Origin of the sequence: Aeromonas sp. 9A (genome assembly GCF_963900955.1) — a bacterium.
Taxonomy (GTDB): Bacteria; Pseudomonadota; Gammaproteobacteria; order Enterobacterales; family Aeromonadaceae; genus Aeromonas; species Aeromonas salmonicida.
Map to the genome: position 1 here is coordinate 4,040,255 of NZ_CAWRFG010000001.1, position 24,998 is coordinate 4,065,252.

General features: G+C 59.6%; 18 protein-coding genes, 13 tRNA genes and 1 riboswitch. Of the genes, 13 read left to right on the plus strand and 18 right to left on the minus strand.

From position 1 onward, the window contains the following. The first annotated feature begins 6 nt into the window (after window positions 1–6). Window positions 7–642: an energy transducer TonB gene (locus AACX78_RS18650; protein WP_021139803.1), complete on the plus strand. Its 636-nt coding sequence runs from the start codon at window positions 7–9 to the stop codon at window positions 640–642. Window positions 643–653: 11 nt separating this feature from the next. Next, window positions 654–1,889, plus strand: coding sequence for a tetratricopeptide repeat protein (locus AACX78_RS18655; RefSeq protein ID WP_159167083.1), 1,236 nt, complete (start codon window positions 654–656; stop codon window positions 1,887–1,889). A 286-nt stretch (window positions 1,890–2,175) separates the two neighbouring features. Here the strand turns inward: AACX78_RS18655 and AACX78_RS18660 are convergent, their stop codons facing one another. Next, window positions 2,176–5,208, minus strand: coding sequence for a glycosyl hydrolase family 18 protein (locus AACX78_RS18660; protein ID WP_407704505.1), 3,033 nt, complete (start codon window positions 5,206–5,208; stop codon window positions 2,176–2,178). A 115-nt stretch (window positions 5,209–5,323) separates the two neighbouring features. Then, window positions 5,324–5,409: riboswitch (cyclic di-GMP riboswitch) on the minus strand. A 296-nt stretch (window positions 5,410–5,705) separates the two neighbouring features. Here AACX78_RS18660 and AACX78_RS18665 point away from each other — a divergent pair. Next, complete coding sequence (locus AACX78_RS18665; RefSeq protein ID WP_159167084.1) at window positions 5,706–7,847, plus strand: ExeM/NucH family extracellular endonuclease; 2,142 nt, start codon at window positions 5,706–5,708, stop codon at window positions 7,845–7,847. 137 nt (window positions 7,848–7,984) lie between these two features. On the opposite strand, the gene AACX78_RS18670 is transcribed toward AACX78_RS18665, so the two are convergent. From AACX78_RS18670 to gltX, 6 genes are all read right to left on the minus strand, one after another. Beyond that, window positions 7,985–8,060, minus strand: a tRNA-Ala gene (locus AACX78_RS18670). Window positions 8,061–8,108: 48 nt separating this feature from the next. Next, window positions 8,109–8,184: transfer RNA gene (locus AACX78_RS18675), tRNA-Ala, on the minus strand. 49 nt (window positions 8,185–8,233) lie between these two features. Then, window positions 8,234–8,309 (minus strand) — tRNA-Ala (locus AACX78_RS18680). Between the two features lie 64 nt (window positions 8,310–8,373). Continuing rightward, window positions 8,374–8,449: transfer RNA gene (locus AACX78_RS18685), tRNA-Ala, on the minus strand. 28 nt (window positions 8,450–8,477) lie between these two features. Beyond that, a tRNA-Ala gene (locus AACX78_RS18690) sits at window positions 8,478–8,553 on the minus strand. Between the two features lie 271 nt (window positions 8,554–8,824). After that, window positions 8,825–10,240 carry a glutamate--tRNA ligase gene (gltX, locus tag AACX78_RS18695; protein WP_159167085.1) on the minus strand — a complete coding sequence of 472 codons (1,416 nt, stop codon included), beginning with the start codon at window positions 10,238–10,240 and terminating at the stop codon, window positions 8,825–8,827. Window positions 10,241–10,514: 274 nt separating this feature from the next. On the opposite strand from gltX, the gene AACX78_RS18700 reads away from it, so the two are divergent. The 3 genes from AACX78_RS18700 (at window position 10,515) to AACX78_RS18710 (ending at window position 13,851) form a co-directional block, all read left to right on the plus strand. Continuing rightward, window positions 10,515–12,617, plus strand: coding sequence for a methyl-accepting chemotaxis protein (locus AACX78_RS18700; RefSeq protein WP_159167086.1), 2,103 nt, complete (start codon window positions 10,515–10,517; stop codon window positions 12,615–12,617). A gap of 99 nt (window positions 12,618–12,716) precedes the next feature. Then, window positions 12,717–13,370: a LysM-like peptidoglycan-binding domain-containing protein gene (locus tag AACX78_RS18705; RefSeq protein ID WP_017411852.1), complete on the plus strand. Its 654-nt coding sequence runs from the start codon at window positions 12,717–12,719 to the stop codon at window positions 13,368–13,370. A gap of 271 nt (window positions 13,371–13,641) precedes the next feature. Beyond that, window positions 13,642–13,851 carry a cold-shock protein gene (locus tag AACX78_RS18710; RefSeq protein WP_005317918.1) on the plus strand — a complete coding sequence of 70 codons (210 nt, stop codon included), beginning with the start codon at window positions 13,642–13,644 and terminating at the stop codon, window positions 13,849–13,851. Window positions 13,852–14,277: 426 nt separating this feature from the next. On the opposite strand, the gene AACX78_RS18715 is transcribed toward AACX78_RS18710, so the two are convergent. From AACX78_RS18715 to orn, 9 genes are all read right to left on the minus strand, one after another. Next, window positions 14,278–14,353: transfer RNA gene (locus AACX78_RS18715), tRNA-Gly, on the minus strand. 25 nt (window positions 14,354–14,378) lie between these two features. Beyond that, window positions 14,379–14,454: transfer RNA gene (locus AACX78_RS18720), tRNA-Gly, on the minus strand. A gap of 35 nt (window positions 14,455–14,489) precedes the next feature. After that, a tRNA-Gly gene (locus tag AACX78_RS18725) sits at window positions 14,490–14,565 on the minus strand. Window positions 14,566–14,601: 36 nt separating this feature from the next. Next, a tRNA-Gly gene (locus tag AACX78_RS18730) sits at window positions 14,602–14,677 on the minus strand. Between the two features lie 36 nt (window positions 14,678–14,713). Then, a tRNA-Gly gene (locus tag AACX78_RS18735) sits at window positions 14,714–14,789 on the minus strand. A gap of 36 nt (window positions 14,790–14,825) precedes the next feature. Continuing rightward, window positions 14,826–14,901: transfer RNA gene (locus tag AACX78_RS18740), tRNA-Gly, on the minus strand. 35 nt (window positions 14,902–14,936) lie between these two features. Further along, window positions 14,937–15,012: transfer RNA gene (locus AACX78_RS18745), tRNA-Gly, on the minus strand. Between the two features lie 36 nt (window positions 15,013–15,048). Continuing rightward, window positions 15,049–15,124: transfer RNA gene (locus AACX78_RS18750), tRNA-Gly, on the minus strand. A 189-nt stretch (window positions 15,125–15,313) separates the two neighbouring features. Further along, on the minus strand, window positions 15,314–15,859 hold the full coding sequence (orn, locus tag AACX78_RS18755) for an oligoribonuclease (protein WP_159167087.1): 546 nt from the start codon (window positions 15,857–15,859) through the stop codon (window positions 15,314–15,316). Between the two features lie 91 nt (window positions 15,860–15,950). On the opposite strand from orn, the gene rsgA reads away from it, so the two are divergent. The 5 genes from rsgA to AACX78_RS18780 are packed head-to-tail and all read left to right on the plus strand — an operon-like array spanning window position 15,951 to window position 18,829. Then, window positions 15,951–16,985 carry a small ribosomal subunit biogenesis GTPase RsgA gene (rsgA, locus tag AACX78_RS18760; protein WP_021140742.1) on the plus strand — a complete coding sequence of 345 codons (1,035 nt, stop codon included), beginning with the start codon at window positions 15,951–15,953 and terminating at the stop codon, window positions 16,983–16,985. A gap of 39 nt (window positions 16,986–17,024) precedes the next feature. Further along, a complete protein-coding gene (asd, locus tag AACX78_RS18765; protein ID WP_021140743.1) occupies window positions 17,025–17,897 on the plus strand; it encodes an archaetidylserine decarboxylase in 873 nt (290 codons plus the stop codon). Continuing rightward, complete coding sequence (locus AACX78_RS18770) at window positions 17,894–18,163, plus strand: VF530 family protein (protein ID WP_005317929.1); 270 nt, start codon at window positions 17,894–17,896, stop codon at window positions 18,161–18,163. Before asd ends, AACX78_RS18770 begins: the two co-directional genes overlap by 4 nt. Then, window positions 18,153–18,428 carry a DUF2960 domain-containing protein gene (locus AACX78_RS18775; protein ID WP_021140745.1) on the plus strand — a complete coding sequence of 92 codons (276 nt, stop codon included), beginning with the start codon at window positions 18,153–18,155 and terminating at the stop codon, window positions 18,426–18,428. Before AACX78_RS18770 ends, AACX78_RS18775 begins: the two co-directional genes overlap by 11 nt. A gap of 2 nt (window positions 18,429–18,430) precedes the next feature. After that, window positions 18,431–18,829 carry a hypothetical protein gene (locus AACX78_RS18780; protein ID WP_005317936.1) on the plus strand — a complete coding sequence of 133 codons (399 nt, stop codon included), beginning with the start codon at window positions 18,431–18,433 and terminating at the stop codon, window positions 18,827–18,829. A 232-nt stretch (window positions 18,830–19,061) separates the two neighbouring features. Here AACX78_RS18780 and AACX78_RS18785 read toward each other — a convergent pair whose 3' ends face one another. Further along, on the minus strand, window positions 19,062–19,556 hold the full coding sequence (locus AACX78_RS18785; RefSeq protein ID WP_005317941.1) for a hypothetical protein: 495 nt from the start codon (window positions 19,554–19,556) through the stop codon (window positions 19,062–19,064). Between the two features lie 171 nt (window positions 19,557–19,727). On the opposite strand from AACX78_RS18785, the gene AACX78_RS18790 reads away from it, so the two are divergent. Further along, window positions 19,728–21,701, plus strand: coding sequence for a sensor domain-containing protein (locus AACX78_RS18790; RefSeq protein WP_058393663.1), 1,974 nt, complete (start codon window positions 19,728–19,730; stop codon window positions 21,699–21,701). Between the two features lie 74 nt (window positions 21,702–21,775). On the opposite strand, the gene rraB is transcribed toward AACX78_RS18790, so the two are convergent. After that, window positions 21,776–22,123, minus strand: coding sequence for a ribonuclease E inhibitor RraB (gene rraB, locus AACX78_RS18795; protein WP_011898395.1), 348 nt, complete (start codon window positions 22,121–22,123; stop codon window positions 21,776–21,778). A 420-nt stretch (window positions 22,124–22,543) separates the two neighbouring features. Here rraB and AACX78_RS18800 point away from each other — a divergent pair, with 420 nt between their 5' ends. Beyond that, window positions 22,544–24,820: an immune inhibitor A domain-containing protein gene (locus AACX78_RS18800; RefSeq protein ID WP_159167088.1), complete on the plus strand. Its 2,277-nt coding sequence runs from the start codon at window positions 22,544–22,546 to the stop codon at window positions 24,818–24,820. The last annotated feature ends 178 nt before the right edge of the window (window positions 24,821–24,998 follow it).

Here is a 24,998-nt window from a genome sequence, read left to right on the forward strand (position 1 = left end):
TCACCTATGAGATACCTGATATCCTTTGCCGCCGCCTTCCTGGTGGTGTTCGGCCTCTTTTGGGGCATGAACAAGCTGGTCAACCAGGACAGGCGCGAGCTGCAGGAAAAAGAAGACGTCAGCATGGTCGACTTCATCCGCCTCAAGCCGCAGGAGACACTGCAAGAGAAACAACGGGAGCTGCCCAAGCCGCCGCCGCCGAAACGCCCGCCCCCCCCTCCCGAGATGGAAGTGGCCAGTACGGACAGGCCCAAGATGGAAAGCTCGCCCATGGACATGCCCAAACTCGACCTGCCGGTCAACATAGGGGGCGGCAACGCCCTCGGTGCCTACAGCACGGGCGGCGGTGGTGGCGGTATGGGTGGCAACAACGGTGCCATTCCACTGGCGACCTTCGAACCCATGATGCCCCGCAAGGCGGCGCTGGCCGGGCTCGCCTCCGGCAAGGTACTGGTGGAGTTCACCGTGACCGAACGCGGCACCGTCAGCAATATCCGCATCGTGAAGGAAGAGCCGCGCAGCTATGACCTCGGCAAGGCCGCGCGCAAGACCATCACCAAATGGACCTTCAAGCCGGCCATGGTGGACGGCAAGCCGCAAGCCAGTCGCATGCAGCAAGAAATCGAGTTTGCGACCAACTAAGGAAGGTGGCGATGAAAAAGTTACACACCCTGATCCTCGCCCCGGTTGCCATGGCGGTGCTGCTCAGCACCGCCAGCTGGGCCGCCGAGCAACCAGCCCTGTCGGATCGCGCCTATCGCGCGGTCAACAAGGCGCAGGCGTTGATCACAGAGAAGAAATACGGCGAGGCCAATGCCAAGCTGCAGGAGGCGCTGTCCGGTGCCGGCGAGCGCGTCTACGACAAGGGGGTGATACTGCAGACCCTCGGCTTCGTGGCCGCACAGCAGGAAAAATACGGTCAGGCGACCAAGTACTTCGCCGAGGCCATCGCCACCGGCGGCCTGCCACAACCCGTGGCACAACAGGTGCGCTACAACCTGGCCCAGCTCTATATGGCGGAGGGGAACTTCAAGGGTTCCATCAGCACCATGAACCAGTGGTTTGCGAGTCTGGGCAAGGATGAGAAACCGACCCCGCACGCCTACATCACCCTGGCCAACGCACATGTGCAGCTCAAGCAGTATCGAGAGGCCATCCCTGCGGTGGATCAGGCCATCAAGCTGTCGGCGGGCAAGGCGCCGGAGTCCTGGTATCTGCTCAAGATGGCTGCGCACTACGAGCTGAAACAGTACAAGCCGGCCACAGAGGTGCTGACCGCTCTGGTGGACAAGTTCCCGGAGAAGAAGAAGTACTGGACCCAGCTCTCCGCCATGCACATGCAGGCGGGCAACGATGCCAAGGCGCTGGCGGCGCTCGAATCGGCCTACAACCTCGGCATGCTGACCGAGTCAGCCGAATTGCAGCGCCTCGCCAACTACCTGGCCTTCGCCGGCATTCCCCACCGCGCGGCACGCGTGATGGAGAAGGCGATGAAGGAGGGGAGCATAGAGAGCAGTGCAGCCAACTACAAGACACTGGCCAACTACTGGCATCAGGCCAAGGAGCTGGATCCGGCCATCGATACCCTGGCCAAATCCTACCAGATGGCCCCCAGTGCCGAGCTGCAGCTCAAGATGGCGCGCATGATGATCCAGAGCAAACGCTATCAGGATCTGGTGGCCCTGGCCGCCAAGCCAGCCGCCAATGCCAGTGGCGAACAGCGGGCGGATCTCAAGTTCCTGACCGGGGTCGCCTATTTTGAGCAGAAAAAGCCGAAGGAGGCACTGAGTGCCTTCACCCAGGCAGCACAGAATGGCAACGTCAGCGGTCGCGCTGCCCCCTGGATCAGCTTCCTCAAGGAGCAAGAGGGAGAGGCAGTCACGCAGTAAGCGCACAGGCTCAGGCCATTCACTCCCGGGTCGAGGTCAAGGCTCAATGACGCGAAACGGGTGCGGGCGCCCTCCCCGCCCCCGTTTCATACCACAAGGGGTTCGCCCCACCGCTTGCCTTGGTGGCAATTGGCCGCTCTTCGGAGCGGTCTTTTTTATACCTGCGACCTCCTCTTTATATCTGCCGTCATAAAAAATCCGGAGCCTGGGCTCCGGATTGGGTCATTCATGGATACGGGCATTACCTCACCTGTGGGGTGTCGGCCGTGCCCGCTCCGTTGCGCCATCAGTAACTGCATACCTGCTTCCAACTGCCATCGGTTGCCTTGGGCTCGCTGCTGGTCCACCAGTTGGCCTGCCACACCACCTTGTTATGGGTGAGGCGATCGCCACCACCTGCGTGATCACCCTGCGGCCAGGTCGGGTAGGCCTTGTAGGCCGTCGGATTGACGTTCTGGCTGCTGCAGCTGGTGCCGCCCGGGTTCTCGCCACCGCCCGAGCCCAGTACGGCCTCTGGCAGGGTCGGGAACTCGGCCTTGAGACCTATGGTCTGGCTGCCGCTGATGATACGCATGCCGCTCGGCACGCCGGCGGCGGGCAGGTAGTAGGTCATGGCAACTTCAACTTCAGCGCCCGGCGCCAGTGTCTGCCAGCTCGGCAGGTTCATGGCGACCTTGTGGAAGTCCTTCTCGTTGGCAATGCCCTCCGAGTTGTCGTTGCCACCGCTCTCGACCACTTTCAGCCCCATGCCACTCTGATCCGTGATGGTGTCAGAGGTGGACGTCGGCATCAGAAACTCGATGCGAGCGCCGCCCGGAATGGTCTGGGTCGACTTGTTGACCAGCTTGAGTTTCGGGTTGATCGGGTAGTTGGAGTCTCCTTCCTTGAAGCCGGAGAGGCTGACCTGGATGTCGAGCTGGGCACTCGGTGCAGCCAGATCATTCTGCTTGTTGTTGTAGGGAGTTGCCTTGGCAAACTTCTCGTAGGCAAGCGTAGTCAGCGTGCTGCCCATGCCGTACTCGTTCTTGGCCGGATCGAAGGCGTAGTCCCCCGCCATCTCCCAGAACATGACGCCACCCAACCCGCGCTTGATGATGTAGTCCAGCTTGTGACCCATGGACTCTTCATCTTCGGTGGAGAGGAACACCTTCTTCTCCTCGTTCCAGAGCCAGGGCGCATGGGCCTTGTCATCGTAGTAACGCACATACTTGCCCTGCATCACGTGGGCCGGGTTGTTGGGGTCCAGACCCCAGGCAGTGCCGTAACTCGGCAGCGTGGTGATGCCCAGGCTAGCCGCGTGCTCCAGGTTCTTGGCATGCCACATGGGCACGGCGCCACCGCCGATCTCCTTGCCGTTCTTGTCCAGATCGTGCCAGATGTTGTCGATGCCGACCGCACCATTGCCGCACGGAATCGTACTGCCACCGGTGCCCGGCTGGCACTCGTTCTGGCTCGGCAGGGCCGCCTTGCCACCCAGACCGTGACTGCCACCGCTCACCCCCTGCCAGCCGCGGGTGTAATAGGGCACACCCACGTTGATCTTGCCGGCCGCCAGCGCACCACGGAAGTAGTGGGCAGACCAGGCGGCGTTGAGGTAACCGATACCGCCAAACTGGGCCTGATTGTATACGCCCCAGTGGGAGAGTTCGGGATCGGCATTGTTGTCGAACAGGGCCGCGTTGTGACCAACAAAGTGGTTCCAGGCACCGTGGAAGTCATAGGTCATCAGGTTGACGTAATCCAGATACTGGGTGACCTGGAAGTTCTCCATGCCGCGCAGCAGGTAGGCTGACGCCGGTGAGGCTATGGTCAGCATGTACTTGCGTCCATCCTCGGTACCGGCATTGTCGAGCCGCGCCCGCAGGGTTTTCATCAGCACCTCGTAGTTGGCAAACAGCTTGGCACGGCACTGGTTGGAGAGCGGGAAGTCGTTGGGGTTGCCTGCATCCTTCATGGAGGTGGGGTACTCGTAGTCCACATCTACCCCATCGAAACCGTACTGTCGGATGAAGCTCACCGCCGAATCGGCAAAGGCGTTGATGCCGGCTGTATTGACCGAGCAGTCGCCCTTGGTAGTGGCGGTGTAGAAGCCGCGGGTATCGGCCCAGCCCCCTACCGAAATAAGGGTCTTCACGTCCGGATACTGCTTCTTGTACTTGGAGATCAGGTTGAAGTGGCCCTGATAGGCGAATTCGGGATCCATCTCGGCGCCCGGCACACCATCCCAGGTCAGCTTGGTGGCTGCATCATCCACCTTGATCTGGTGACTCTGCTCGTCCACAGCCGCGAAGGCGTAGTTGATGTGGGTGAGCTTGTCCCAGGGAATGTCGTTCACCAGGTAGGCGGGCAGGCCATTCTTGCCAGTGCGCCAAGAGGTGAAGTAACCGATCACCCGGCGGGCGTGGTCATCCCCCATGCACTCGTAACCGTCCGGGCGATAGATCTGGCGAATGTCACAAGAGAGGTTGCCACCGGTGGGCGGTAGCGCCGCCTCTTCCACCTGCACATCGACCAGGGCAGACTCGCCCACCAGATTTTCCTTGTCGGTCGCCACCAGCTTGAGGGCGGCAGCCCCCTTGCTCTGGGGCGTCCAGCTCACCTGCCAGGGGGCGCTGACGTCTTCACCGACTTTCTTGCCATCCACATAGAGCTCGACCCTGGCCACGTCATTGTTGGCATCGGTGACATTGCCACTGACCGCCACGCTGCGCCCCAGGGTTACCTTGGCGCCGTTGGCCGGGCTGCTGATGCTCACCCTGGGCGCCTCTGGCGCAACCACGGCGTTGACGCTGAAGCTGGCATCCGCCTCGCTCAGCACGGCGCCATCCTTGTCCAGCCCACGAGATTTGAGTTGATGGGGGCCGACACCGGTAGCGACCCAGCTGGCCGACCAGGGGGCCCCGCTGCTCACCGCCACCGGCTGACCATCGATCAGATACTCGACCTTGACCAGGGCGCTGCTGTTGCCGCTCAGGGTGACCGCCAGGGCCACGGGTACACCTTCGTTGAAAACGCTACCAAGCGCGGGCGAACTGATTGCAAGCCCAAGGCCCGGAGTCGTGCCGCCGTCATTGAACAGCGTCCAGGCATCGGCCCAGACTGCACCCACACCGGGGGCATAGTGATAGGGGGATGCCCCGCACCAGCCGGAGTAGGGAAATTCTTTGCATTCGTAGAGAGCGCCTGCGTTGCTGACCACATCGCCAGCCTTGTAAGCGGTGCCGGCCTGATAGGCGGGATAAGCGGCTTGTGCCCAAGCGGGCATGGCAGCCAGGGCCACCAGCATGGCAAGCCTGCTGGGCCTTAAGGTCTGTTGCATATTGTTATCTTCCTTGTTTTGTCTTGGCATTGGTCACCAGGGCAAAGAACAAGCGCAACCGGCGTGATGGGAGCAGACAACTGGCAATGGACGTGCCACAAACACCACCTTCACCCTGGGAAGCCCCGCTATCTGGATCGACTGATCTGGAGACCGGAGGCATTGCGTCCCGGCATTTCGACCGGTTTGCCCTTTACCTGGGTTCCGTGAGGAACAAGCCGAGTATAGGAATCAACCAGCAGAGTCTCAATCTTCATTCTCGAAGAAAAATATGTGGATGCAAGCCAGATCACACTTTCCCGAGAACAGTGAATTAATGATTTTATCATTAATTTCATAACGTTAGTCAGGTCAAAAAAACCAGCACTGCCCTCATTTGCATCCCGGTAATGTGCGTTGGCTCACTGGTATGACGTGCCAGAAATGTGACAATGCGCGCCCTTGGTCAAGGTGCCAAGGCTATGGAAACACTGGCAAAAAATAAAAAAGGAACCGTTATGAAAGGAACACGTACCCTGCTGTCGCTGGCCGTGGGGCTTGCGCTCGCGTCCCCGTCCGTCCATGCCGCCAGCTTCAGCTGCCCGGCTGACAGTGCCCTCACCCCCATCCCCGTCATTCAGGGCATTGGTGGCAAGAGTCCCCTCATCCCCGATGGCAAGTTCGAAAGCGCCCAGAGCGTCACGGTCAAGGCGGTGGTCACGGCACTTGGTGAGAATCTCAACAAGGGTTTCTACCTGCAGGATCTGCAAGGGGATGACAATCCCCAGACCTCGGATGGCATCTTCGTCTACCTCAACGACAAGAACTTCGCCAGCAAGTACCCGGACATCAAGCCGGGCGCCGAAGTCTGCCTGGAGGCCAAGGTCGAGGAGTACTACAACCACACCCAGCTCAAGCCGGTCGTTGACAGCGGCGCCCCGCGTCTGCAGGTTCTCGCTCAGGGCTCTGTGCCTGCCGCCGTGCCGCTGCGGGTACTGGAAAACGAGACCCTGGCCCGGGCGCTGGAGCGTCACGAAGGAATGCGGGTACGCCTCGATGCTGACAGCGCGCTCAAGGTAAGCCGCAACTTCAGCTATGACTACGCCGCCAAACGCAACAATCTGGTGCTGTCACACCAGGCACCGCTGATGAAGCCGACCCAGCTGCATGCCGCCGACAGCAAGGAAGCCAAGGCGCTGGCCAGGGCCAATGCCCGCAACCGGGTATTCCTCGAGTCTGACTTCAAGGCCACCGATGGCAAACTGCCCTGGTTGCCGGGCTGGGATCCGGAGCAGGGTTATCTGCGCATCGGCGATGCCCCGGTCAATCTGGATGCGCTGGTGGGTTACAGCTACAACGAATACCGGTTGATAGTGCCGCAGGATCAGGTGATCACCGCCGGCGATCTGCTGCGCACCGGCGATAACGATCGCCAGAGCGCACCGGCCCGTGCCGATGGCACCGACTTGCGTATCGGCAGCTTCAACGTGCTCAACTACTTCACCAGCCACTCCAGCGTGGGGGGGGCCCTCAATGTGCTGTGCAAGGATCAGGCGGATGCGGACAGCGCCAAGGGCTGCAACCGCGGCGCCAAAAACCTGGAGGACTTCCAGAAACAGCGCGCCAAGATAGTCAACGCCATCACTGAGATGGATGCCGATCTGCTCGGCCTGATGGAGATGGAGAACAACGGCTTTGACAGCCACTCCGCCATCAGTGATCTGGTGCAAAGCCTCAACGCCCAGCAGAAGGAAGCCGACAAACAGTACGCCTTCGTGGCCCTACCCAAGGCGCTGCTTGGCGACGAGCGCTTCTTCGGCGGCGACGCCATCATGGTGGCCATGATCTACCGACCCGCCAAGCTGACCCCGCAGGGGGATGCCAGCGTCATCACGCTGCCGGTACAAAAATACCAGGATGCGAAAGGAGTCGAGAAACAGGCCTCCCAGCGTGACTCCCTGGTGCAGAGCTTCACCGTCGAGGGCAGCAAGGAGCTGCTGACCCTGGTGGTCAACCACCTCAAATCCAAGGGGTCCGGCTGCCTGGAGAACCTGGACGGCAAGGAGCCGGCCGATCTGCAGGGCAAGTGTACCGAGTTCCGGGTCACTGCCGCCAAGGTGCTGGGCGACGCGGTGAGCACGCTGTCGGGTATGGTCATGTTGGTGGGTGACCTCAACTCCTACGCCAGGGAAGATGCGATCCGGGTGCTGACCGACTATGTGCCGACCGAGGGTCAGCGCAAGATAGTCTCGGCCTCCCGGACCTTCCTCGGCGAGCAAGTCTATGAGCAGACCGGCAGCGAAGTGAGCAAGAGCTATGGCCTGATCGACATGAATGTCAGGTTCAACAAGGAGAAGGCTATCTCCTACAGCTACGAGGCCGAACTCGGTACTCTGGACTATGCCCTCGCCAACCCGGCACTGGCCAGCAAGGTAATCGCGGTCGCCGACTGGCACATCAATTCGTTCGAGAGCAACCTGTTCGAATATGGCCGTGGCTTCACCGGTGACATGATCAAGTCCGACAATCCGTTCAGCGCCTCCGACCATGATCCCATCATCGTCGACCTCAAGCTGAAGGAAGAGAGCAACGGCGGTGGTGGTGCCATGGGCGCCCTGTTGCTGGCCTTGCTGCCCCTGGCCTGGCGTCGTCGCCGCTGATGCAGCTTTGCCATCACGCCAAAAGCCCGCTGCGATGCGGGCTTTTTTACGAACAGGAGACGGCCGGACACAAAATGAGCCAAAACAAAAAGGCCACCGCGATAACGGTGGCCTTTTGGCTTCTTGTCACAAGAATGTGGTGGAGCTACGCGGGATCGAACCGCGGACCTCTTGCATGCCATGCAAGCGCTCTCCCAGCTGAGCTATAACCCCAAATTTTGTACTCAACAAATGGTTCTGGCGGCCATCTGTCGTAAATAGTGGTGGAGCTACGCGGGATCGAACCGCGGACCTCTTGCATGCCATGCAAGCGCTCTCCCAGCTGAGCTATAACCCCGGAATTTCGTACTCAACAGATGGTTCTGGCGGCCATCTGTCGCAAATAGTGGTGGAGCTACGCGGGATCGAACCGCGGACCTCTTGCATGCCATGCAAGCGCTCTCCCAGCTGAGCTATAACCCCACAAAGGTCGGCCTGGGTGATACACACCGCACTGCCCTGGGTATTTCATCTTCAATCAGGAACCTGGTGGAGCTACGCGGGATCGAACCGCGGACCTCTTGCATGCCATGCAAGCGCTCTCCCAGCTGAGCTATAACCCCTTTGATTCCAGATTGTTCGAGGAGAATTTGGTGGAGCTACGCGGGATCGAACCGCGGACCTCTTGCATGCCATGCAAGCGCTCTCCCAGCTGAGCTATAACCCCAACTCACCTCGGCGCTGACGAAGTTATCTCCGGCAACGGAGGCGCATGATAGGCATCACCCGCTTTGCTGTCAACCCAAAAATAACACCGGCTGGAGCGTTTAGTCAAAATTCAAGCAGTTAGCTGTTTTTACCGGCAACCTTGCCGCTATCTCGCTGTTTTATGTCACAAATCTGGTTAACCGCGAAAAACAGAGGCTCCCTTGCGGGAGCCCTTTATTGTCAGTGGAAGGCAATCTATCCGGCTGCCACCAGTCGCGGCAGCAGGCGACTTACTCGGCGGCCATGCGGGCTTCGATATACGCCAACGCGCGATCGATGCGAGCCAGCACACGCTCTTTACCCACCAGCGCCATCACGGCGTCGATGCCGGGGGACTGACCCAGGCCGGTCACGGCCACGCGCAGCGGCATGCCGACCTTGCCCATGCCCTGACCCAGCTCGGCGGCAGTGGCTTCAATCAGCTCGTGCAGCGCTTCGGTGGTCCAGTTATCCAGCGCAGCCAGCTTGGCCTTGGCCAGCGCCAGCGGCTCGGCAGCGACGCCGCGCAGGTGCTTCTTGGCAGCCGCTTCGTCGATCGCTTCGTACTCTTCGAACAGATAGCGGCTCTGGGCGGCCATCTCCACCAGGGTATTGCAGCGCTCGGCCAGCAGAGTGACAACCTCTGGCAGTGATGGGCCCTTGCTGGTGTCAATCTTCTGGTTTTCCATGTGCCAGGCCAGATGCTTGGCCACATAGGCCGGATCCAGGCTGCGCATGTAGTGGTTGTTCAGCCACAACAGCTTGTCGGTGTTGAAGGCGGAGGCGGATTTGGAGATGGCATCCAGGCTGAACAGCTTGATCATCTCGTCCAGGGTGAAGATCTCCTGATCGCCGTGGGACCAGCCCAGACGCACCAGATAGTTCAGCAGCGCTTCCGGCAGGTAGCCGTCGTCGCGGTACTGCATCACGGACACAGCGCCGTGGCGCTTGGAGAGCTTGGCACCGTCGTCGCCCAGGATCATGGAGACGTGGGCAAACTCCGGCACGGGCGCGTTCAGCGCCTTATAGATGTTGATCTGGCGCGGGGTGTTGTTGATGTGGTCTTCGCCACGCACCACGTGGGTGATCTCCATGTCCCAGTCATCGACCACCACGCAGAAGTTGTAGGTCGGCGCGCCATCGGTACGGCGGATGATGAGATCGTCGAGCTCGGTGTTGGCGAACTCGATGCGGCCACGGACGTGGTCATCGAATACGACTGAACCTTCGGTCGGGTTGCGGAAGCGAATAACGTGCGGCGCATCGGCCGGGTGATCGTGAGCCGCATCACGGCACTTGCCGTCATAGCGGGGCTTCTCGCCGTTGGCCATCTGACCTTCGCGCAGCGCGTCCAGGCGCTCACGGGAGCAGTAGCACTTGTAGGCACGGCCATCGGTCAGCATCTCGTCGATGATGCCGTTGTAGCGGTCGAAACGCTTGGTCTGGTAGTAGGGGCCCTCATCCCAGTTCAGCTCCAGCCATTCCATGCCCTCAATGATGGCGTCGATCGCCTCCTGAGTGGAACGTTCCAGATCGGTATCCTCAATACGCAGCACGAACTCACCGCCCTGGCTCTTTGCAAACAACCAGGAATAGAGTGCGGTACGGGCACCGCCGACATGCAAAAAGCCGGTCGGGCTGGGAGCAAAACGGGTTTTGACTTTCATCTTTAAGCCTTGTGTAGAGGGCCTTGGGCCAATTCGTTAGAAAAAACCGTCGCATTTTAGCACTCAGAATCCCGGATGGGAAAACCATGAGGCCGTTGCGGGCTAAAGTAGGGGGTTAAATTTGCTGCCCGGCCGCCTGCAGCCTGATATTTGAGGGGGATCGCAAAACCGAAGCGGCATTTCCGATTTGCTATGGGGAGTGTTGGAGAGCTGCCTCCTCCGGCCGATATCCAAACAACTCTCACACTACTTCTCACGACACAAGGAAGAGACGATGCAGTTCCGTTCTATCCAGAATCGAATTCTGGTCATGGCCGGGATCGCCATGACCGCAGCCCTGGTCATACTGATCCTGCTCAACCAGTATTCTGGTCAACAGACCCAACAGCTGACCATCAGCTCCAGTCGCGCCGCCCTGCAGCAAGAAGCCTGGCAAAAGGTGAGTGCCAACGCACGGGCCGAGGCCGCCACCATCACACAGCTGCTGCAAAAGGGGCTCTCCTATACCCAGCAGATGGCCAGTGCCCTCGCCTTGCAACAAGAGGGCAAGCTGCCGCTGGATCGCCAGCAGGCCACGGATCTACTCAAGGCGCAGCTCGCGCTCGAACCACAATTATATGGCGCCTTCGCGGGATTCGAGCCGAACGGTTTCGACGGCCAGGACGCCGCCTTCGCCGGTCAAAGCCCGCTGGGTAGCGACAGCCAGGGCCGCTTCGTGCCCTACTTCTATCGTGACAAGGACCAGATAGGCACAGACCTGCTGCTTTCCATCGAAAAGACCGATCCGGATGAATTCGGCAACCCGGCCAACGACTACTACTCCTGCCCAAAACGGGAAGGACGCTCCTGCCTCATCGACCCCTTCAAGGTGGACATCAACGGCCAGCAGGTGCTGGTGAGCACCATCACCACCCCCATCATGGTGGCAGGCAAGTTCAAGGGGATCGCCGCGCTGGATCTGGCTGTGGACTCCATCAGCCGTCAGGCCCAGTCCCTCAACAGCAACATCTATGACGGCAAGGGCGAGACCCTGATCGTCAGCGCCGCCGGCGTCATCACAGGCACCAGCGGTGACGCCAGCCTGCTTGGCAGCCGGGCCGACAAGCTGCTTGGCAACCAGTGGCAGCAATATCTGAAACCGGAAGTGCAGCGTCAGGAGCTGGACGAATCATTTCGTATCTCTGTGCCCATCATGGTACCAGGCATGAGCCGCAACTGGGCCATCATAGTCACCCTGCCCTACAAGGTGGTACTGGCGGGCGCCGATCAGCTGGAAAGCCAGCTAAGCGACATGAGTCAGGCTGCCATGACCCAGCAACTGGTGGGTGCCCTTGTCGTACTGGTGCTGGCACTGGCTACCATGCTGATGATAGCGCGCAGTATCACGGGCCCCATCCGCCAGATGGTCAGCCTGGTGGACGATATCGCCGATGGCGAGGGGGATCTCACCAAGCGTCTCACCACCCGCTCCGTCGACGAGCTGGGGGATCTCGCCAAGGGCATCAACCGCTTCATCGACAAGTTGCAGGTGCTGCTGGGGGATGTGCTGAAAACCGCCAGCGAGGTGAACCGCCACGCCGGTGATACCGACCGCATCGCAGGGCAGACCGACACCAACTTGCAGCATCACCAGGCGGAGATGGAGCAGATGCTGACCGCAGTACAGGAGATGTCCTATGTCAGCCAGGAAGTGGCCACCCACGCCAACAACACCGCAGACTCGGCCAAGCAGGCCCAGAGCGCGGCGGATCAGGGCAAGGTACGCTTCCAGCAGGTGATCCAGTCAATGCACAAGGTGGCGGCCGAAGCAGGCAAAGGCGCCGAAGTGGTCGAGGGGCTGGCTCACGACAGCGAGCAGATCACCAACATACTCACTGTGATCCAGGGCATTGCCGATCAGACCAACCTGCTCGCGCTCAACGCCGCCATAGAGGCAGCACGGGCAGGCGAACAGGGCCGAGGTTTTGCGGTGGTGGCCGACGAGGTGCGCAAGCTGGCGGGCAACACCCAGCAGGCGGTGCAGAACACCCAGGAACTGCTCGAGAAGATCCGTCTCAGCTCGGCCAATGCAGTCAGCGCCATCAATCAGAGCCAGCAGCTGACCCATCAGGCGGTGGGCGAGGCGGATCTGGCGGAAGAGGCGCTCGCCAGCATCTATCAGGCTATCTCTACCATCAACGACATGACCTATCAGATCGCCTCCGCCGCCGAGGAACAGAGCTCCGTCTCCGAGACGGTGTCCGGCAATCTGTCAAAAACCAACGCACTGGCCAATGACATCGCTCAGGATGCGACCGAAACGGCCAAAGCCAGCCAGGCATTGCGTCAGGCAGCCGAGCGTTTGCAGCAATTACTGGGACAATTTCGTCTCAGCTGACAATTTTCCTCTCTCGGACTCTCCCCCTCGGGGGCGAGTCCGTTTACCATAGGCAACGAATTTGCCTGATGGCAGGCAATGTAGTGAGAGGTAAATGCCGTGCCCACCCCGGACCGTCGCCCACGTGGCCATAACAGACGAGCCCAGCAGCGTCGACAAGACGAATCACAAGGATCCCTGCTCCATCGTATCAATGCCGCTACCCTGCCCCTGCGCCAGCGCATCGGCCAAGGGATGCGTGGCCTTGGCCAACGCGGCCAGGAGGCCAGCGCGGGCAAATTCAAGCTGGCCAACCCGCTGCCCCGCAAACATACCATAGGCCTGCTGGTGCTGGTGCCCATCTGGCTGCTGTTGCTGGCCTGGGAGCCTGCGCCTGCCATGCCGACAACCGCCCCGTCCGGTTCGCTCGCCGTACCGCTGGCCGTGCCAGCCGAAGCGCTGACTACTGGCAATGGCACCTCGGCCGCCAAACCGGTCGAAGAGAAAGTAGATGGCAGCTGGCTACAGCACGATGTGCAAGCCGGTGAAACCCTCTACTCCATCTGGCGCAAGTTCGAGCTGCCAGGCGCCGAGCTCAGTCGCCTGATTGCCATCGAAGGGCCGGACCGCCCTTTGACCCGGCTGCAATCGGGCAAGTCGGTGTTCATTCTGGTGGATGACAACCGCCGCATCCAGCGGGTGGAGATCCGCTCCTACGGTCAGGCCATCTATCGGTATGACCGGCAGGGCCAAGGGTTCGCCCTCAAGGAGTGACAAAACGGGAGGCCATGAGCCTCCCGCTTTTTGATCCAGCACCGTGAAATAAGCCGCTGACTTCACAATATTTTTAGCTTGCTCAAAAAATGAAAAGCGCAAAATTGACAAGGATCTGCTCTCACGTACAATCGTTTGTGCTTTAGACAGGGATTGTTCTACATGCTACTGGGACAAATTGACGTGGTCAGTCATGCTTCAACCCCTGATTCCTAGGCAAATGCTGCCCAACAAGGCTTAGTTTCATTTCGTTATAGATAGGACTTACCACATGTCTGACATTCGCACCGGCCAAGTAAAATGGTTTAACGAAACCAAGGGTTTTGGCTTCATCGAGCAATCCCAGGGACCGGACGTTTTCGTTCACTTCTCCTCCATCCAGAGCACAGGTTTCAAGACCCTGGCTGAAGGTCAAAAAGTCCAGTTCACTGTGACTCAGGGCCAAAAAGGTCCTCAGGCTGAGAACGTTACTCTGCTTTAAGCCACGCCAGTGAGCCTGTAGGAGGAGACCTGCTCCTCCTATTTTTTTGCCTGCCGTTTACCACTCCACCATTGTTCATCGCCCGCTTGTGACCAGACCCTCTCCGGCTTGTGACTGCGCTTGCCCGCCATTTCCCCCTTGTCGCTCCTCAACCATCAGGCCACCAGGGCAGCGTCTTGGTATCAGGCTAAGCAAGTTTGGCAAACAGAGGGATAGAGCTGAAAAGCAGGAACACAAACGCATCGCAGCGCGATACGGGAGTCATTTTTGAAGGATTAAAAGGAATGCTGGTACTACGAAGAGAAATTGGAGCGGGAAACGAGATTCGAACTCGTGACCCCAGCCTTGGCAAGCATGAATCGTGCTCTACCGACTGCGATTGGTTCAGTACTCGATGACGTACAGAGAGGGCACTTGAAGAGAAATTGGAGCGGGAAACGAGACTCGAACTCGCGACCCCGACCTTGGCAAGGTCGTGCTCTACCAACTGAGCTATTCCCGCAACAGGATGTTACTTGCAAATGTGTTGGAGCGGGAAACGAGACTCGAACTCGCGACCCCGACCTTGGCAAGGTCGTGCTCTACCAACTGAGCTATTCCCGCAACATAAATGGTCGTTTTGCGCTGGTGAAGATGATTGGAGCGGGAAACGAGACTCGAACTCGCGACCCCGACCTTGGCAAGGTCGTGCTCTACCAACTGAGCTATTCCCGCATCGGGCTGGATTGAACCAGTTTCATCATCACATTTTGGAGCGGGAAACGAGACTCGAACTCGCGACCCCGACCTTGGCAAGGTCGTGCTCTACCAACTGAGCTATTCCCGCATCGGGCTGGATTGAACCAGTTTCATCATCACATTTTGGAGCGGGAAACGAGACTCGAACTCGCGACCCCGACCTTGGCAAGGTCGTGCTCTACCAACTGAGCTATTCCCGCATCGGGCTGGATTGAACCAGTTTCATCATCACATTTTGGAGCGGGAAACGAGACTCGAACTCGCGACCCCGACCTTGGCAAGGTCGTGCTCTACCAACTGAGCTATTCCCGCAACAGCGTTGTCATTATCTGGTCTGTGAAGATGATTGGAGCGGGAAACGAGACTCGAACTCGCGACCCCGACCTTGGCAAGGTCGTGCTCTACCAACTGAGCTATTCCCGCATCGGGCTGGATTGAACCAGTTTCATCATCACAATTTGGAGCGGGAAACGAGACTCGAACTCGCGACCCCGACCTTGGCAAGGTCGTGCTCTACCAACTGAGCTATTCCCGCACACACCATAAAATGGCATCAAAACAAATCGTGCAGCATTTGGTTGCTTGCGCTACTGCACGGGAGCCGAATTATAAGAGCAGTCTTTCCAATTGCAAGGGCTTTTTCGTCTGGTTGCGCGCGTTCGCTCAAAAGCTGGCCGAACTGTCGATTTTAGCAACCAATCGATGGCAACCCCATGCCAGGCAATCAGATCTTGAAGACGTGACTACGGTAGAAGCGCAGCTCGGCGATGGATTCACGAATATCGTCCAGCGCCATGTGGGAGCCACTCTTGGTGAACTGATCCAGCAGCTCGGGCTGCCAGCGACGTACCAGCTCCTTGATGGTGCTGACGTCAACGTTGCGGTAATGGAAGAAGGCTTCCAGCTCGCTCATGTGCTTGACCATGAAGCGGCGATCCTGGCCTATGCTGTTGCCGCACAGCGGGCTGGTGCGCTCCGGTACCCACTGGCGAATGAAATCGAGGGTCTCGGCCACGGCCCTGGCTTCGTCATACTGACTCTCCTTGACCCGGGCCACCAGTCCGCTCTTGGTATGGGTGTTGACGTTCCAGTCGTCCATCTTGGCCAGCTCTTCATCGCTTTGGTGGATGGCGATGACAGGCCCTTCTGCCAGCACGTTCAGATCCTTGTCGGTGACTATGGTGGCGATCTCCAGTACCACGTTCTCTTCGGGGTCCAGACCCGTCATCTCCATGTCGATCCATACCAGGTTCTGCGCGCTGACTGTCATGATTATTCTCTCTATTGGGAGGAATGGCGGAATTTTGCCAATTTGCATGTATCATACTGGCTTTGAATCTGTTCATAAACTGGCGAATCGAGTGGCAAAGAAAGCAAAACTCAATCTGGGTCAACAAAGGCGCGTCCAGGCCAACCGCGAGCGGCGGTTGCAAAAAGATCACACCACTGTCGTGGATGACACCCTGTTTGGCCCGGCCATTGAAGGAGTGGTGATCAGCCGTTTCGGTCAGCATGCTGACGTAGAAGCGACTGACGGCACCATCCACCGCAGCAACCTGCGTCGCAGCAGCATCAGCAGCCTGGTGTGCGGCGACAAGGTGGTCTGGCGGCCCGGCCTCAATACCGCGACAGCGGGCGTCATCGAGGCGGTGCATCCGCGCCACTCAGTGTTGACCCGGCCGGATTTCTACGACGGGGTCAAACCCATCGCCGCCAACATCGACCAGATCATCATCGTCTCGGCGGTGATGCCCGAGTTCTCCACCAACATTGTCGACCGTTATCTGGTCGCCGCCGAGGATGTGGAGATACAGCCACTCATAGTGCTGAACAAAGTCGACATGCTCGATGAGGCTGCCCGCATCCGTGTCGAACGACAACTCGACCCCTATCGCAAGCTGGGCTATCAGGTGATCCTGGTGAGCTGTGAGAGCGGCGAAGGCCTCGATGAGCTCAAGGCCCAGTTCGAAGGCAAGATCAGCATCTTCGTCGGCCAGTCCGGGGTGGGCAAATCATCCCTGACCAACGCCCTGATGCCGGGGCTGGATGTGCTGACCGGCGAGATCTCCGAAAACTCGGGGCTAGGTACGCACACCACTACCACAGCGCGACTCTATCACTTCCCGAGCGGCGGCGATCTCATCGACTCCCCCGGGATCCGCGAGTTCGCACTCTGGCATCTGGAAGCCGATCGCATCACCTGGTGCTTCATCGAGTTTCGTGACTACCTGGGTGGTTGCCGATTCCGCGACTGCACCCACAAGGACGACCCAGGCTGCGCACTGCGTGCGGCGGTCGACCGTGGCGACATCAGTGCCGATCGCTTCCACAACTATCACCGCATCCTGGAAACCATGCAGGAAGCCCGCCACGGTCGGCAACAAGCCCGGACGTGACCTATTCAACCCTCTTTCCATAAAGACCAGATCAAGATCATGAGCATCACTGACAACCTGAAAATTGCCGGTCAATACTGTTTGCCCAAGCACGCCCTCTCCCGTCTGGTGGGCAAGCTGGCTGCAGCAGAAGCGGGCAACCTCACCACCCGGGTGATAGAGGCCTTTATCAAGCAGTACGGCGTCGACATGAGCGAAGCGCTGCACGAAGATCCGGCCCACTACGCGAGCTTCAACGCCTTCTTCACCCGCGAGCTCAAGCCGGGGATCCGTCCGCTGGTCGAGGATGCCATGACCCTGGCCCTGCCGGTGGACGGCACCGTCAGCCAACTCGGCCCCATCCATCAGGGGCGCATCATCCAGGCCAAGGGCCACGACTACAGCGCTCGTGAACTGCTGGGTGGCTTCGAGGATCTGGTGGCGCCGTTCAAGGACGGTGATTTCGCCACCATCTATCTGGCACCCAAGGATTACCACCGCATCCATATGCCGCTGGACGGCGTACTGGAGAGCATGGTGTTCGTGCCGGGGGATCTCTTCTCCGTCAACCCGCTCACCGCCGAGAATGTGCCCAACCTGTTCGCTCGCAACGAACGTGTGGTCGCCACCTTCCGCACCCCCCATGGCCCCATGGCGCTGGTGCTGGTCGGCGCCACCATAGTCGCCAGTATCGAAACCATCTGGGCCGGCAATATAGCGCCGACCAGGCAGAAAGAAGTGGTGCGTTGGGATTACAGCGGTGATGAGGCCATCACACTGCAAAAAGGGGCCGAGATGGGCCTGTTCAAGCTCGGCAGTACCGTGGTCTGCCTGTTTGGCCCCGGCATGCTGGCCGGTTTTGAGCCCCATCTGGCCAATGGCGTCACCACTCGCATGGGTCAACCCTTTGCCAAGCTGGCGGCCGACGCATGAGTGACCAACCAGGCTCCTCGCAAGCAAAAAACCCGCTGCACGGGCTGACCCTGGAGGCGATCGTCACCGCCCTGGTCGAGCACTATGGCTGGGCAGAGCTCGGACAGCAGATAAACATCCGCTGCTTCACCGACGACCCCAGTATCAAATCCAGCTTGAAGTTCTTGCGCAAGACCCCCTGGGCACGGGAGAAGGTCGAAAGCCTCTACCTCTATGTCCAGCGCAAGCAAGCCAAATTGAAGAAGGAAGGGCCAGATGGCGTTTAAGATTACCTACACCTACAAAAAGCAGACCAAAGAGCTCGGCTATGCGAACGACAAGTTTCGCAGCATCTACGATGCCATTGCCGCCGCCGAAGGGCTGGATCTCTCCAGCTTCCATGCCATGGAGGCCCAGCTGGCCCAAGTCTGCCGCCGCGACAAGAAGAGCGTGAAGGATTACCAGGAGAACTACTTCAAGGAGCTGGGTTTCTCCAACATCGTCATCGAACGGGACAATCTCGAAGGCAAGCTCGAAGACAAGCAGGAGTAAGCATGCGCACTCTGACTCTGATGGCCGCCTCCCTGCTGCTGGCGGCTTGCAGTACCCCGACCCAGCATATGGTCGGCAATGATCAGGATATCCACGGCTGTCGTGCCAGCGCCGGTTATCAATGGTCAGCGCTGACCAACCAGTGCGTGCGCCTGTTTGAGCAGGCAGTGAGACTGCAATCCCTCAAATCGGATGAGACCGGCAGCGCCTTCGTGCTGTTCAATGCCGACCAGAGCAAGGCCGAACTGACTCTGCCAAACGGTGAGCAGACCTTGCTGACCCGACAAGGGGATGAGGGCAACTGGTCCTGGCAGGGAGGTGCCTACCAGCTCTTCCCCTGGAAAGGCTATGTGCTCAAATCCGGCGAGCAGGCACTCTTTCACGGCGACAGCGCCCTCTAGTCGCCAGCCAGTCGTGCTGACGCTCCGAACGCCCCCGGCCCCTGCCGGGGGCGTTTTTCTTTATGTCTGGCGGCAACACAGGGGCACCCGGGTGTCAGAACCTGAAATGCGCTGACGGCGGTATATACCCTCTATTCAAGGCACGCTGACCGCCCAAAAACAAACACCCCGCTGCAAGCAAGGGGGTGTTTGATGCTGGCCACCATACAAGCAGGCGGCTGACAGAGGCGGATCAGTTGCCCAGAGTGGCAAACAGACTCTGTTCCAGGCGCCCCTGGGAGACACAGACAGGCGTGATGGAAGGGGCTGCAACACGCTCACCGGACGACTCAACGAAGTAGAGCTGGGTATTGCCCTTGACGTTGACGGTCGCCACGCTGTTGTTGCCGCTCTGGGTGATGATCAGATTGATCTGCAGATTGGGGTTGCCCAGCGCCACTTTGGAACCCATGGTGCCGCAATCCAGCCACTCCAGACCATCGGCGGAGTTTTCGACGTTGGCCGTCATCAGACCCGATCCACGCTGGCTGTTCTCGATGTTGAGACCGTGATCGGCAAACCACTTCTCGGCGCGCGCCCACACCAGATCCACCGGGATCTGCATCTCCTGGGTGTTGTTGGTCGCCTTGGCAACCGGTGGGTTATAGCGGTACTGCTCACCACCATTGTTGTCGCTGGCACACCCGGCCATCAGCAGGGCCAGGGCGATCCCCAATATCTTTTTCATGCTGCTTCTCTCATCCATATTATTCGGCCATCGGCCAACCGGCGGCTATTATGGCGTTGACGACACAGACTGTCAGCAGAGATCGGCAGAAATGCATCCTCGTTAACCCAAGCTTTACAAAACCCGTCTGCTATCATAGATTTGCTCGAAATTACCCCCGTGAGTGCCTGCGTGAATTCCTTGCTCACCCTGACGCTGTTACAGCAGATCATCGATCAGTTGCCCATGAATATCTTCTGTCGGGATACGGACGGGCGCTACCTGTTTGCCAACCGCACGTTTGTGGAGCAGGCCGGTCTGCAGCAAACAGAAGATCTCATCGGCAAGACGGACATAGAGATGCCATGGGGCAACATCTTTCGGGAAGAGGATGATCGCCTGCTGGCAGAGGGCAATCCTCTGCTCTATCAGCAGCTGCACTGCAACAGTGGCGACAGCACCCGTTGGATGGAGATCCACAAGATCCCCCTCTATGACGAGCAAGGCAAGCCGGTGGCGCTGTTTGGCATGGTCAACGAGATTGGCCAGCGCAAGGAGCTGGAGCAGACCTTTCGCCAGCAGCAGCTGCTGCAGCGCCGGCTGCTTGACGCCATCCCGGATCCCATCCGGCTGGAAGACCATCAGGGACTGCTCATCGACTGCAACCAGGCCTTTCTCGACTTCATGGGCATGGCGGCGAGCGAGGCGCTCGGCCAGCGTGTCGCACACAGACTCTCCACCGAGTTGCCCATGGGGCGGGGCGAATACTGCCTGGTGGATGCCAACGGTCAGGGCCGCCACCTGGAGATAACCCGGGTCGATGTGCCGGACGACGAGGGCAACTCCCTCGGCATCCTGACCTTGAGCCGTGACATCACCGGACTGCGGACCACCCAGGCCCAGTTGCAGCAGGAGCAGCACTACGACAGCCTGACCGGCCTGCTCAAACTCTCCCATTTTCTGCAGACCAGTCGCCACCTCGGGGCCCGCAAGGCCAGCCTGCTGCTGGTCGACCTGCAACACTTTCGCGAGATCAATGACCGCTTCGGCATCCGGGTCGCCGATCGCCTGCTGAGCCAGGTGGCTCGTCGTCTGCAACAGCTGGCGCCGCCCCAGTCACTGGTGTGCCGGGTCGCCGCCGACGACTTTGCCATGCTGCTGCCCGAGCTGAGCGAACCGCTGGCGGACTGGAGTCGCCGCCTGCAAAACGAGCTGATGGTGCCCTACCAGATCGAAGAACACAGGATCCAGATCCCTGTGTTCCTTGGCATTGCCCACGGCAGGGCCAACGACGCCGAACGGCTGTTGAGCCATGCCGAGGCCGCGCTGGCCCAGGGCAAGCGTCAGCAGCAGCACTGTACCCTGTTCGATCCCGAGCTAGACGCCAAACTCAAACGCCGTCAGCTGATCGCGGCCCAGCTGCCGCTGGCCATCAAGTCGGGGCAACTCACCGCCGTCTATCAGCCCATCATCAGCACCCGCAACAATCAGTTGCACGGGGCTGAACTGCTCTGCCGCTGGCCCCACCCCGAACTCGGCATGATCTCGCCAGATGAATTCATCCCGCTGGCAGAGGAGCTGGGGCTCATCGGCCAGCTCGGTCAGCGCATGCTGGAACAGGGCTGTGCCCAACTGGCCCGCTGGCAGGGTGCGGCGCCGGATCTGGTGCTCTCAATCAATCTGTCACCGCTGCAATTTCGTGACCCCGACCTCTGCCCGCAGATCTTCGCCTGCATAGAGCGTCACGGGCTCGCCCCCTGGCAACTGGAGCTGGAGATCACCGAAGGGGTGCTGATGGAGAACGCCGACGAGATTGAGAGCAACCTCGCCAATCTGATTGAGGCAGGTTTCCAGCTCGCCATCGATGACTTCGGCACAGGTTACTGCTCGCTCGCCTACCTGCCACGGCTGCAGGTGGCTACCCTCAAGCTGGACCGCAGCTTCACCCAGGGGCTGGCCACCAACCAGGCCACCACCGCCATAGTGCGCTCCGTCATCGGCTTGGGCCACGAGCTTGGGATCAGGATCACCGCCGAAGGGGTTGAAACCCCCGAGCAGCAAGCCTGGCTGGTACAAGCCGGTTGCGATCGGCTGCAAGGCTACCTGTTCAGCCGCCCGCTGCCACCCGACGAGTTTGCCCGCAACTATCAGTTGCCCGGCAGCTGATCGCAGACAAAACAAAGGCCACTCGAAAGTGGCCTTTTTGTTGTCCGGCACAGCGCCGACACCCGCTGTCGTCCTTACTCCTGGAAGTAAGTGCCCCAGCCGTCGTAATCCACGCCGTACTTTTTGAGGATCGGCAACATTTTCTCGATGTCGGCCACTATGGTCTCTATGTCCAGCTTGCGCTCTATGGTGGCATCAAAACAGAAGATGGGGGCGCCGTCATCCAGCTCCATCTCTTCCGCGTCAGTCACTTCAAAACCGGCCTTGAACAGGTCGACGGCCGCTTTCTCCAGCTGATCGAAATCCTGACAGGCGAAGTGGTGCTCAATGTCATATTCCAGATCCGGGTTGCTGCCATCGGCCAGCAACTCGTTGACGATGGCGGTGGTCTCTGCACGCCACTCTTGCATATCAAGACTCATATTAACCCCAGCTACTACTTTGTTAGTGTCACATGCCGTCGGCAATCGGGTGCCTGCTTCGGCTCACATTCACCCGGAGCGGCATAGTTGCGGCAAAGCATACCCGCAGAGTGCATCCGGCTCAATGCACAAGCCAAGATAGCGGCTCACCCGGGGCCACCCCAAATGGGGTGCCATCATAAAAGGTTAATAAAGTGTAATCTGCCGCTTCTCGTGAAATGTCCCATACGGAACTTCACATCTGGATTGACGATACGCACAACCCCATCGAAAAGCACTGTGAAATCAGCACTATCCACCAGTTTTCACACGGTGACAAGGGTCACTCAAGGGGTGTATCAAGGGACGCGGGCGCAACAGGGCCCGTACGGAAAGAGGAGCCAGCAAGGCTCCCTTTTATCATGTGAAGGAGCACATAGAATGCCTAAAAAAACAATAATGAGCCTGATCATCGGCTCAACCCTTATGATTGGAAACCACGCCATGGCCGCCCCGGTACATGGCCCGTTCGATGCCCCCCTGGCCGACGAGGTGAAGGTGCTGGATATGCTGAAGAAAAGCGGCCGCATCCCCACCCTGGCCTCCCCCGAGATGGAGCAGGCCGCCCTCGCCCGTTTTTATCGCGAAAAGTCGCGAGCCTACCAGGGCCACAGCGGCACCCTGGCGGTGAAAGAGGGCAAGATGCGAGAGACCATTCTCAAGAAGATCCGCCTGAACGGCACGGCCCGTCCCGGCGACCGTGTGCCCACCCTGCTGCTCAAGTCCATCGAGAAGGAGCACTACAACGGCAAGATGCGCAAGGACAAGATCCTCGCCATCCTGGTGGACTTTCCCGACTACCCGAAGAACAGCGTCACCCCGGATCTCACCAAGATGTACTACCCGGACTACACACCCGAGCACTACAACGACCTGCTGTTCTCCGGTAAGGGCTACAAGGGCCCGAACGGTGAAACCTTCATCTCCATGCGCCAGTTCTACGAGCAGCAATCCGGCAAGAGCTACAGCGTGCGCGGTCAGGTGGCGGGCTGGTATACCGCCGACAAAAATGCCGCCTACTACGGCGCCAATGCCACCCCCAACACCATTCGGGACCTGGTGAAGGAGGCGTTGATCCAGGTGGCCAATGACCCCTCCATCGATCTGGCCCAGTTTGACCAGGAGGATCGTTACGATCTCAACGGCAACGGCAACCGGAACGAGCCGGACGGTCTCATCGACCACCTGATGATCTTCCACTCCAGCGTGGGGGAAGAGGCCGGTGGTGGCGATCTTGGCGAGGATGCCATCTGGGCCCATCGCTGGAACCTGGGTGCCCCCTTCCCCATCCCCGGCACCAGCAGCCCGAACGGCAACTTCGGCGGCCAGTTTGCCGCCTACGACTACACCATCCAGCCCATCGATGCGGCGGCCGGGGTCTGTGCCCATGAATATGGCCACGATCTGGGACTGCCGGACGAGTACGACACCAAGTACACAGGCAAGGGTGAACCTGTGGCCACCTGGTCCATCATGTCATCCGGCTCCTGGGCCGGCGTGATAGGCGGCACAGAGCCGACCGGTTTCTCCGCCTGGGCCAAGGAGTTCCTGCAGGCCTCCCTCGGCGGCAACTGGTTGCACGGCAGCAATGTGCAGCTCGCCGACCTCAGCCCCCGCGGCAACGTCTACATGCTGGATCAAGCCAACGACAAGGGCCGCAACGACGACGTGGTACGCATCAATCTGCCCGCCAAGCAGATACCGCTCAATCCGCCTTATGCCGGCCAATACGAATACCACGGTGGCAAGGCCAACAACCTCGACAACCGCATGAACCTCACCCTGGACTTGACCGGCAAGCAGAGCGCCAGTCTGGCGTTCAAGGCCTGGTACCAGATTGAAGAGGGGTTTGACTATGGGCGGGTGCTGGTCAACGGTCAGCCCATCCCCGGCAACCTGACCACCAGCGACGATCCGAACGGGATCGGCTTTGGCGTCGGCATCACGGGCAACTCCAATGGCTGGACCGATGCCGAATTTGACTTGAGCCCCTGGGCCGGTCAGAAGATAACCCTGACCCTGCAATACCTGAGCGATGGCGGCGTGGCCGAGAACGGCCTCTTCGTGGACGAGATCCTGATCCTGGCCGACGGGGATACGCTGGTGAGCGATGGGGCTGAAGGCAACTCTGCTTTTACCCTGGCCGGGTTTGTGAAGAGCAACGGCAACGAGGCCAAGGATCACTACTATCTGGCCGAGTGGCGCAACCATGCAGGGGTCGACAAGGGGCTGGCCCACATCAATGTGTCTGACCAGCTGATGCGCTACGAGCCGGGTATGTTGCTCTGGTACGTGGACAACAGCCAGGACAACAACTGGGTAGGCGTCCACCCGGGTGAGGGCTTCCTCGGCGTCGTTGATGCAGACCAACGCACTCTGAAGTGGAGTGACGGCGCCGTCGCCGGCACCCGCTACCAGATCCACGATGCCGCCTTCAGCCTGGGCTTCCAGCAACCGCTCAACCTCAAGCACCCGAGCGGCTCCCTGCTGCGCGATTTCTGGGTCACCCCGAACCGGGTGTTCAAGGATTCCCGCAGCTACCAGAGCAAGGAGATCCCGGATGCGGGTCGCCTGCTGCCCGAGCATGGTCTCAAGATCAGCGTCACCGGTCAGGCCCGCGACATGAGCACAGGGCGGATCATCGTCAGCCGTCACTGAGTCATCCAATGCACCCAGGGGGCTCAGGCCCCCTTTTTCATTGCCCACAACGAAAAACAGCACAACAAGGCAGAATTGAGGGTAAAAACCGCTGACAGGAGGGAAAGTTGCTCGGTTATCGAGCGAACGGTACCTCAATCTGCCCCCTGTGGTTGACACATCTGCGTATAAAGGGTTT

What these genes read in the sequence shown, in the direction of transcription:
- AACX78_RS18650 (WP_021139803.1), top strand. Translation starts at nt 7, where the DNA reads ATGAGATACCTGATATCCTTTGCCGCCGCCTTCCTGGTGGTGTTCGGC.
- AACX78_RS18655 (WP_159167083.1), top strand. Translation starts at nt 654, where the DNA reads ATGAAAAAGTTACACACCCTGATCCTCGCCCCGGTTGCCATGGCGGTG.
- AACX78_RS18660 (WP_407704505.1), bottom strand. Translation starts at nt 5,208, where the DNA reads ATGCAACAGACCTTAAGGCCCAGCAGGCTTGCCATGCTGGTGGCCCTG.
- AACX78_RS18665 (WP_159167084.1), top strand. Translation starts at nt 5,706, where the DNA reads ATGAAAGGAACACGTACCCTGCTGTCGCTGGCCGTGGGGCTTGCGCTC.
- gltX (WP_159167085.1), bottom strand. Translation starts at nt 10,240, where the DNA reads ATGAAAGTCAAAACCCGTTTTGCTCCCAGCCCGACCGGCTTTTTGCAT.
- AACX78_RS18700 (WP_159167086.1), top strand. Translation starts at nt 10,515, where the DNA reads ATGCAGTTCCGTTCTATCCAGAATCGAATTCTGGTCATGGCCGGGATC.
- AACX78_RS18710 (WP_005317918.1), top strand. Translation starts at nt 13,642, where the DNA reads ATGTCTGACATTCGCACCGGCCAAGTAAAATGGTTTAACGAAACCAAG.
- orn (WP_159167087.1), bottom strand. Translation starts at nt 15,859, where the DNA reads ATGACAGTCAGCGCGCAGAACCTGGTATGGATCGACATGGAGATGACG.
- asd (WP_021140743.1), top strand. Translation starts at nt 17,025, where the DNA reads ATGAGCATCACTGACAACCTGAAAATTGCCGGTCAATACTGTTTGCCC.
- AACX78_RS18770 (WP_005317929.1), top strand. Translation starts at nt 17,894, where the DNA reads ATGAGTGACCAACCAGGCTCCTCGCAAGCAAAAAACCCGCTGCACGGG.
- AACX78_RS18775 (WP_021140745.1), top strand. Translation starts at nt 18,153, where the DNA reads ATGGCGTTTAAGATTACCTACACCTACAAAAAGCAGACCAAAGAGCTC.
- AACX78_RS18780 (WP_005317936.1), top strand. Translation starts at nt 18,431, where the DNA reads ATGCGCACTCTGACTCTGATGGCCGCCTCCCTGCTGCTGGCGGCTTGC.
- AACX78_RS18785 (WP_005317941.1), bottom strand. Translation starts at nt 19,556, where the DNA reads ATGAAAAAGATATTGGGGATCGCCCTGGCCCTGCTGATGGCCGGGTGT.
- rraB (WP_011898395.1), bottom strand. Translation starts at nt 22,123, where the DNA reads ATGAGTCTTGATATGCAAGAGTGGCGTGCAGAGACCACCGCCATCGTC.
- AACX78_RS18800 (WP_159167088.1), top strand. Translation starts at nt 22,544, where the DNA reads ATGCCTAAAAAAACAATAATGAGCCTGATCATCGGCTCAACCCTTATG.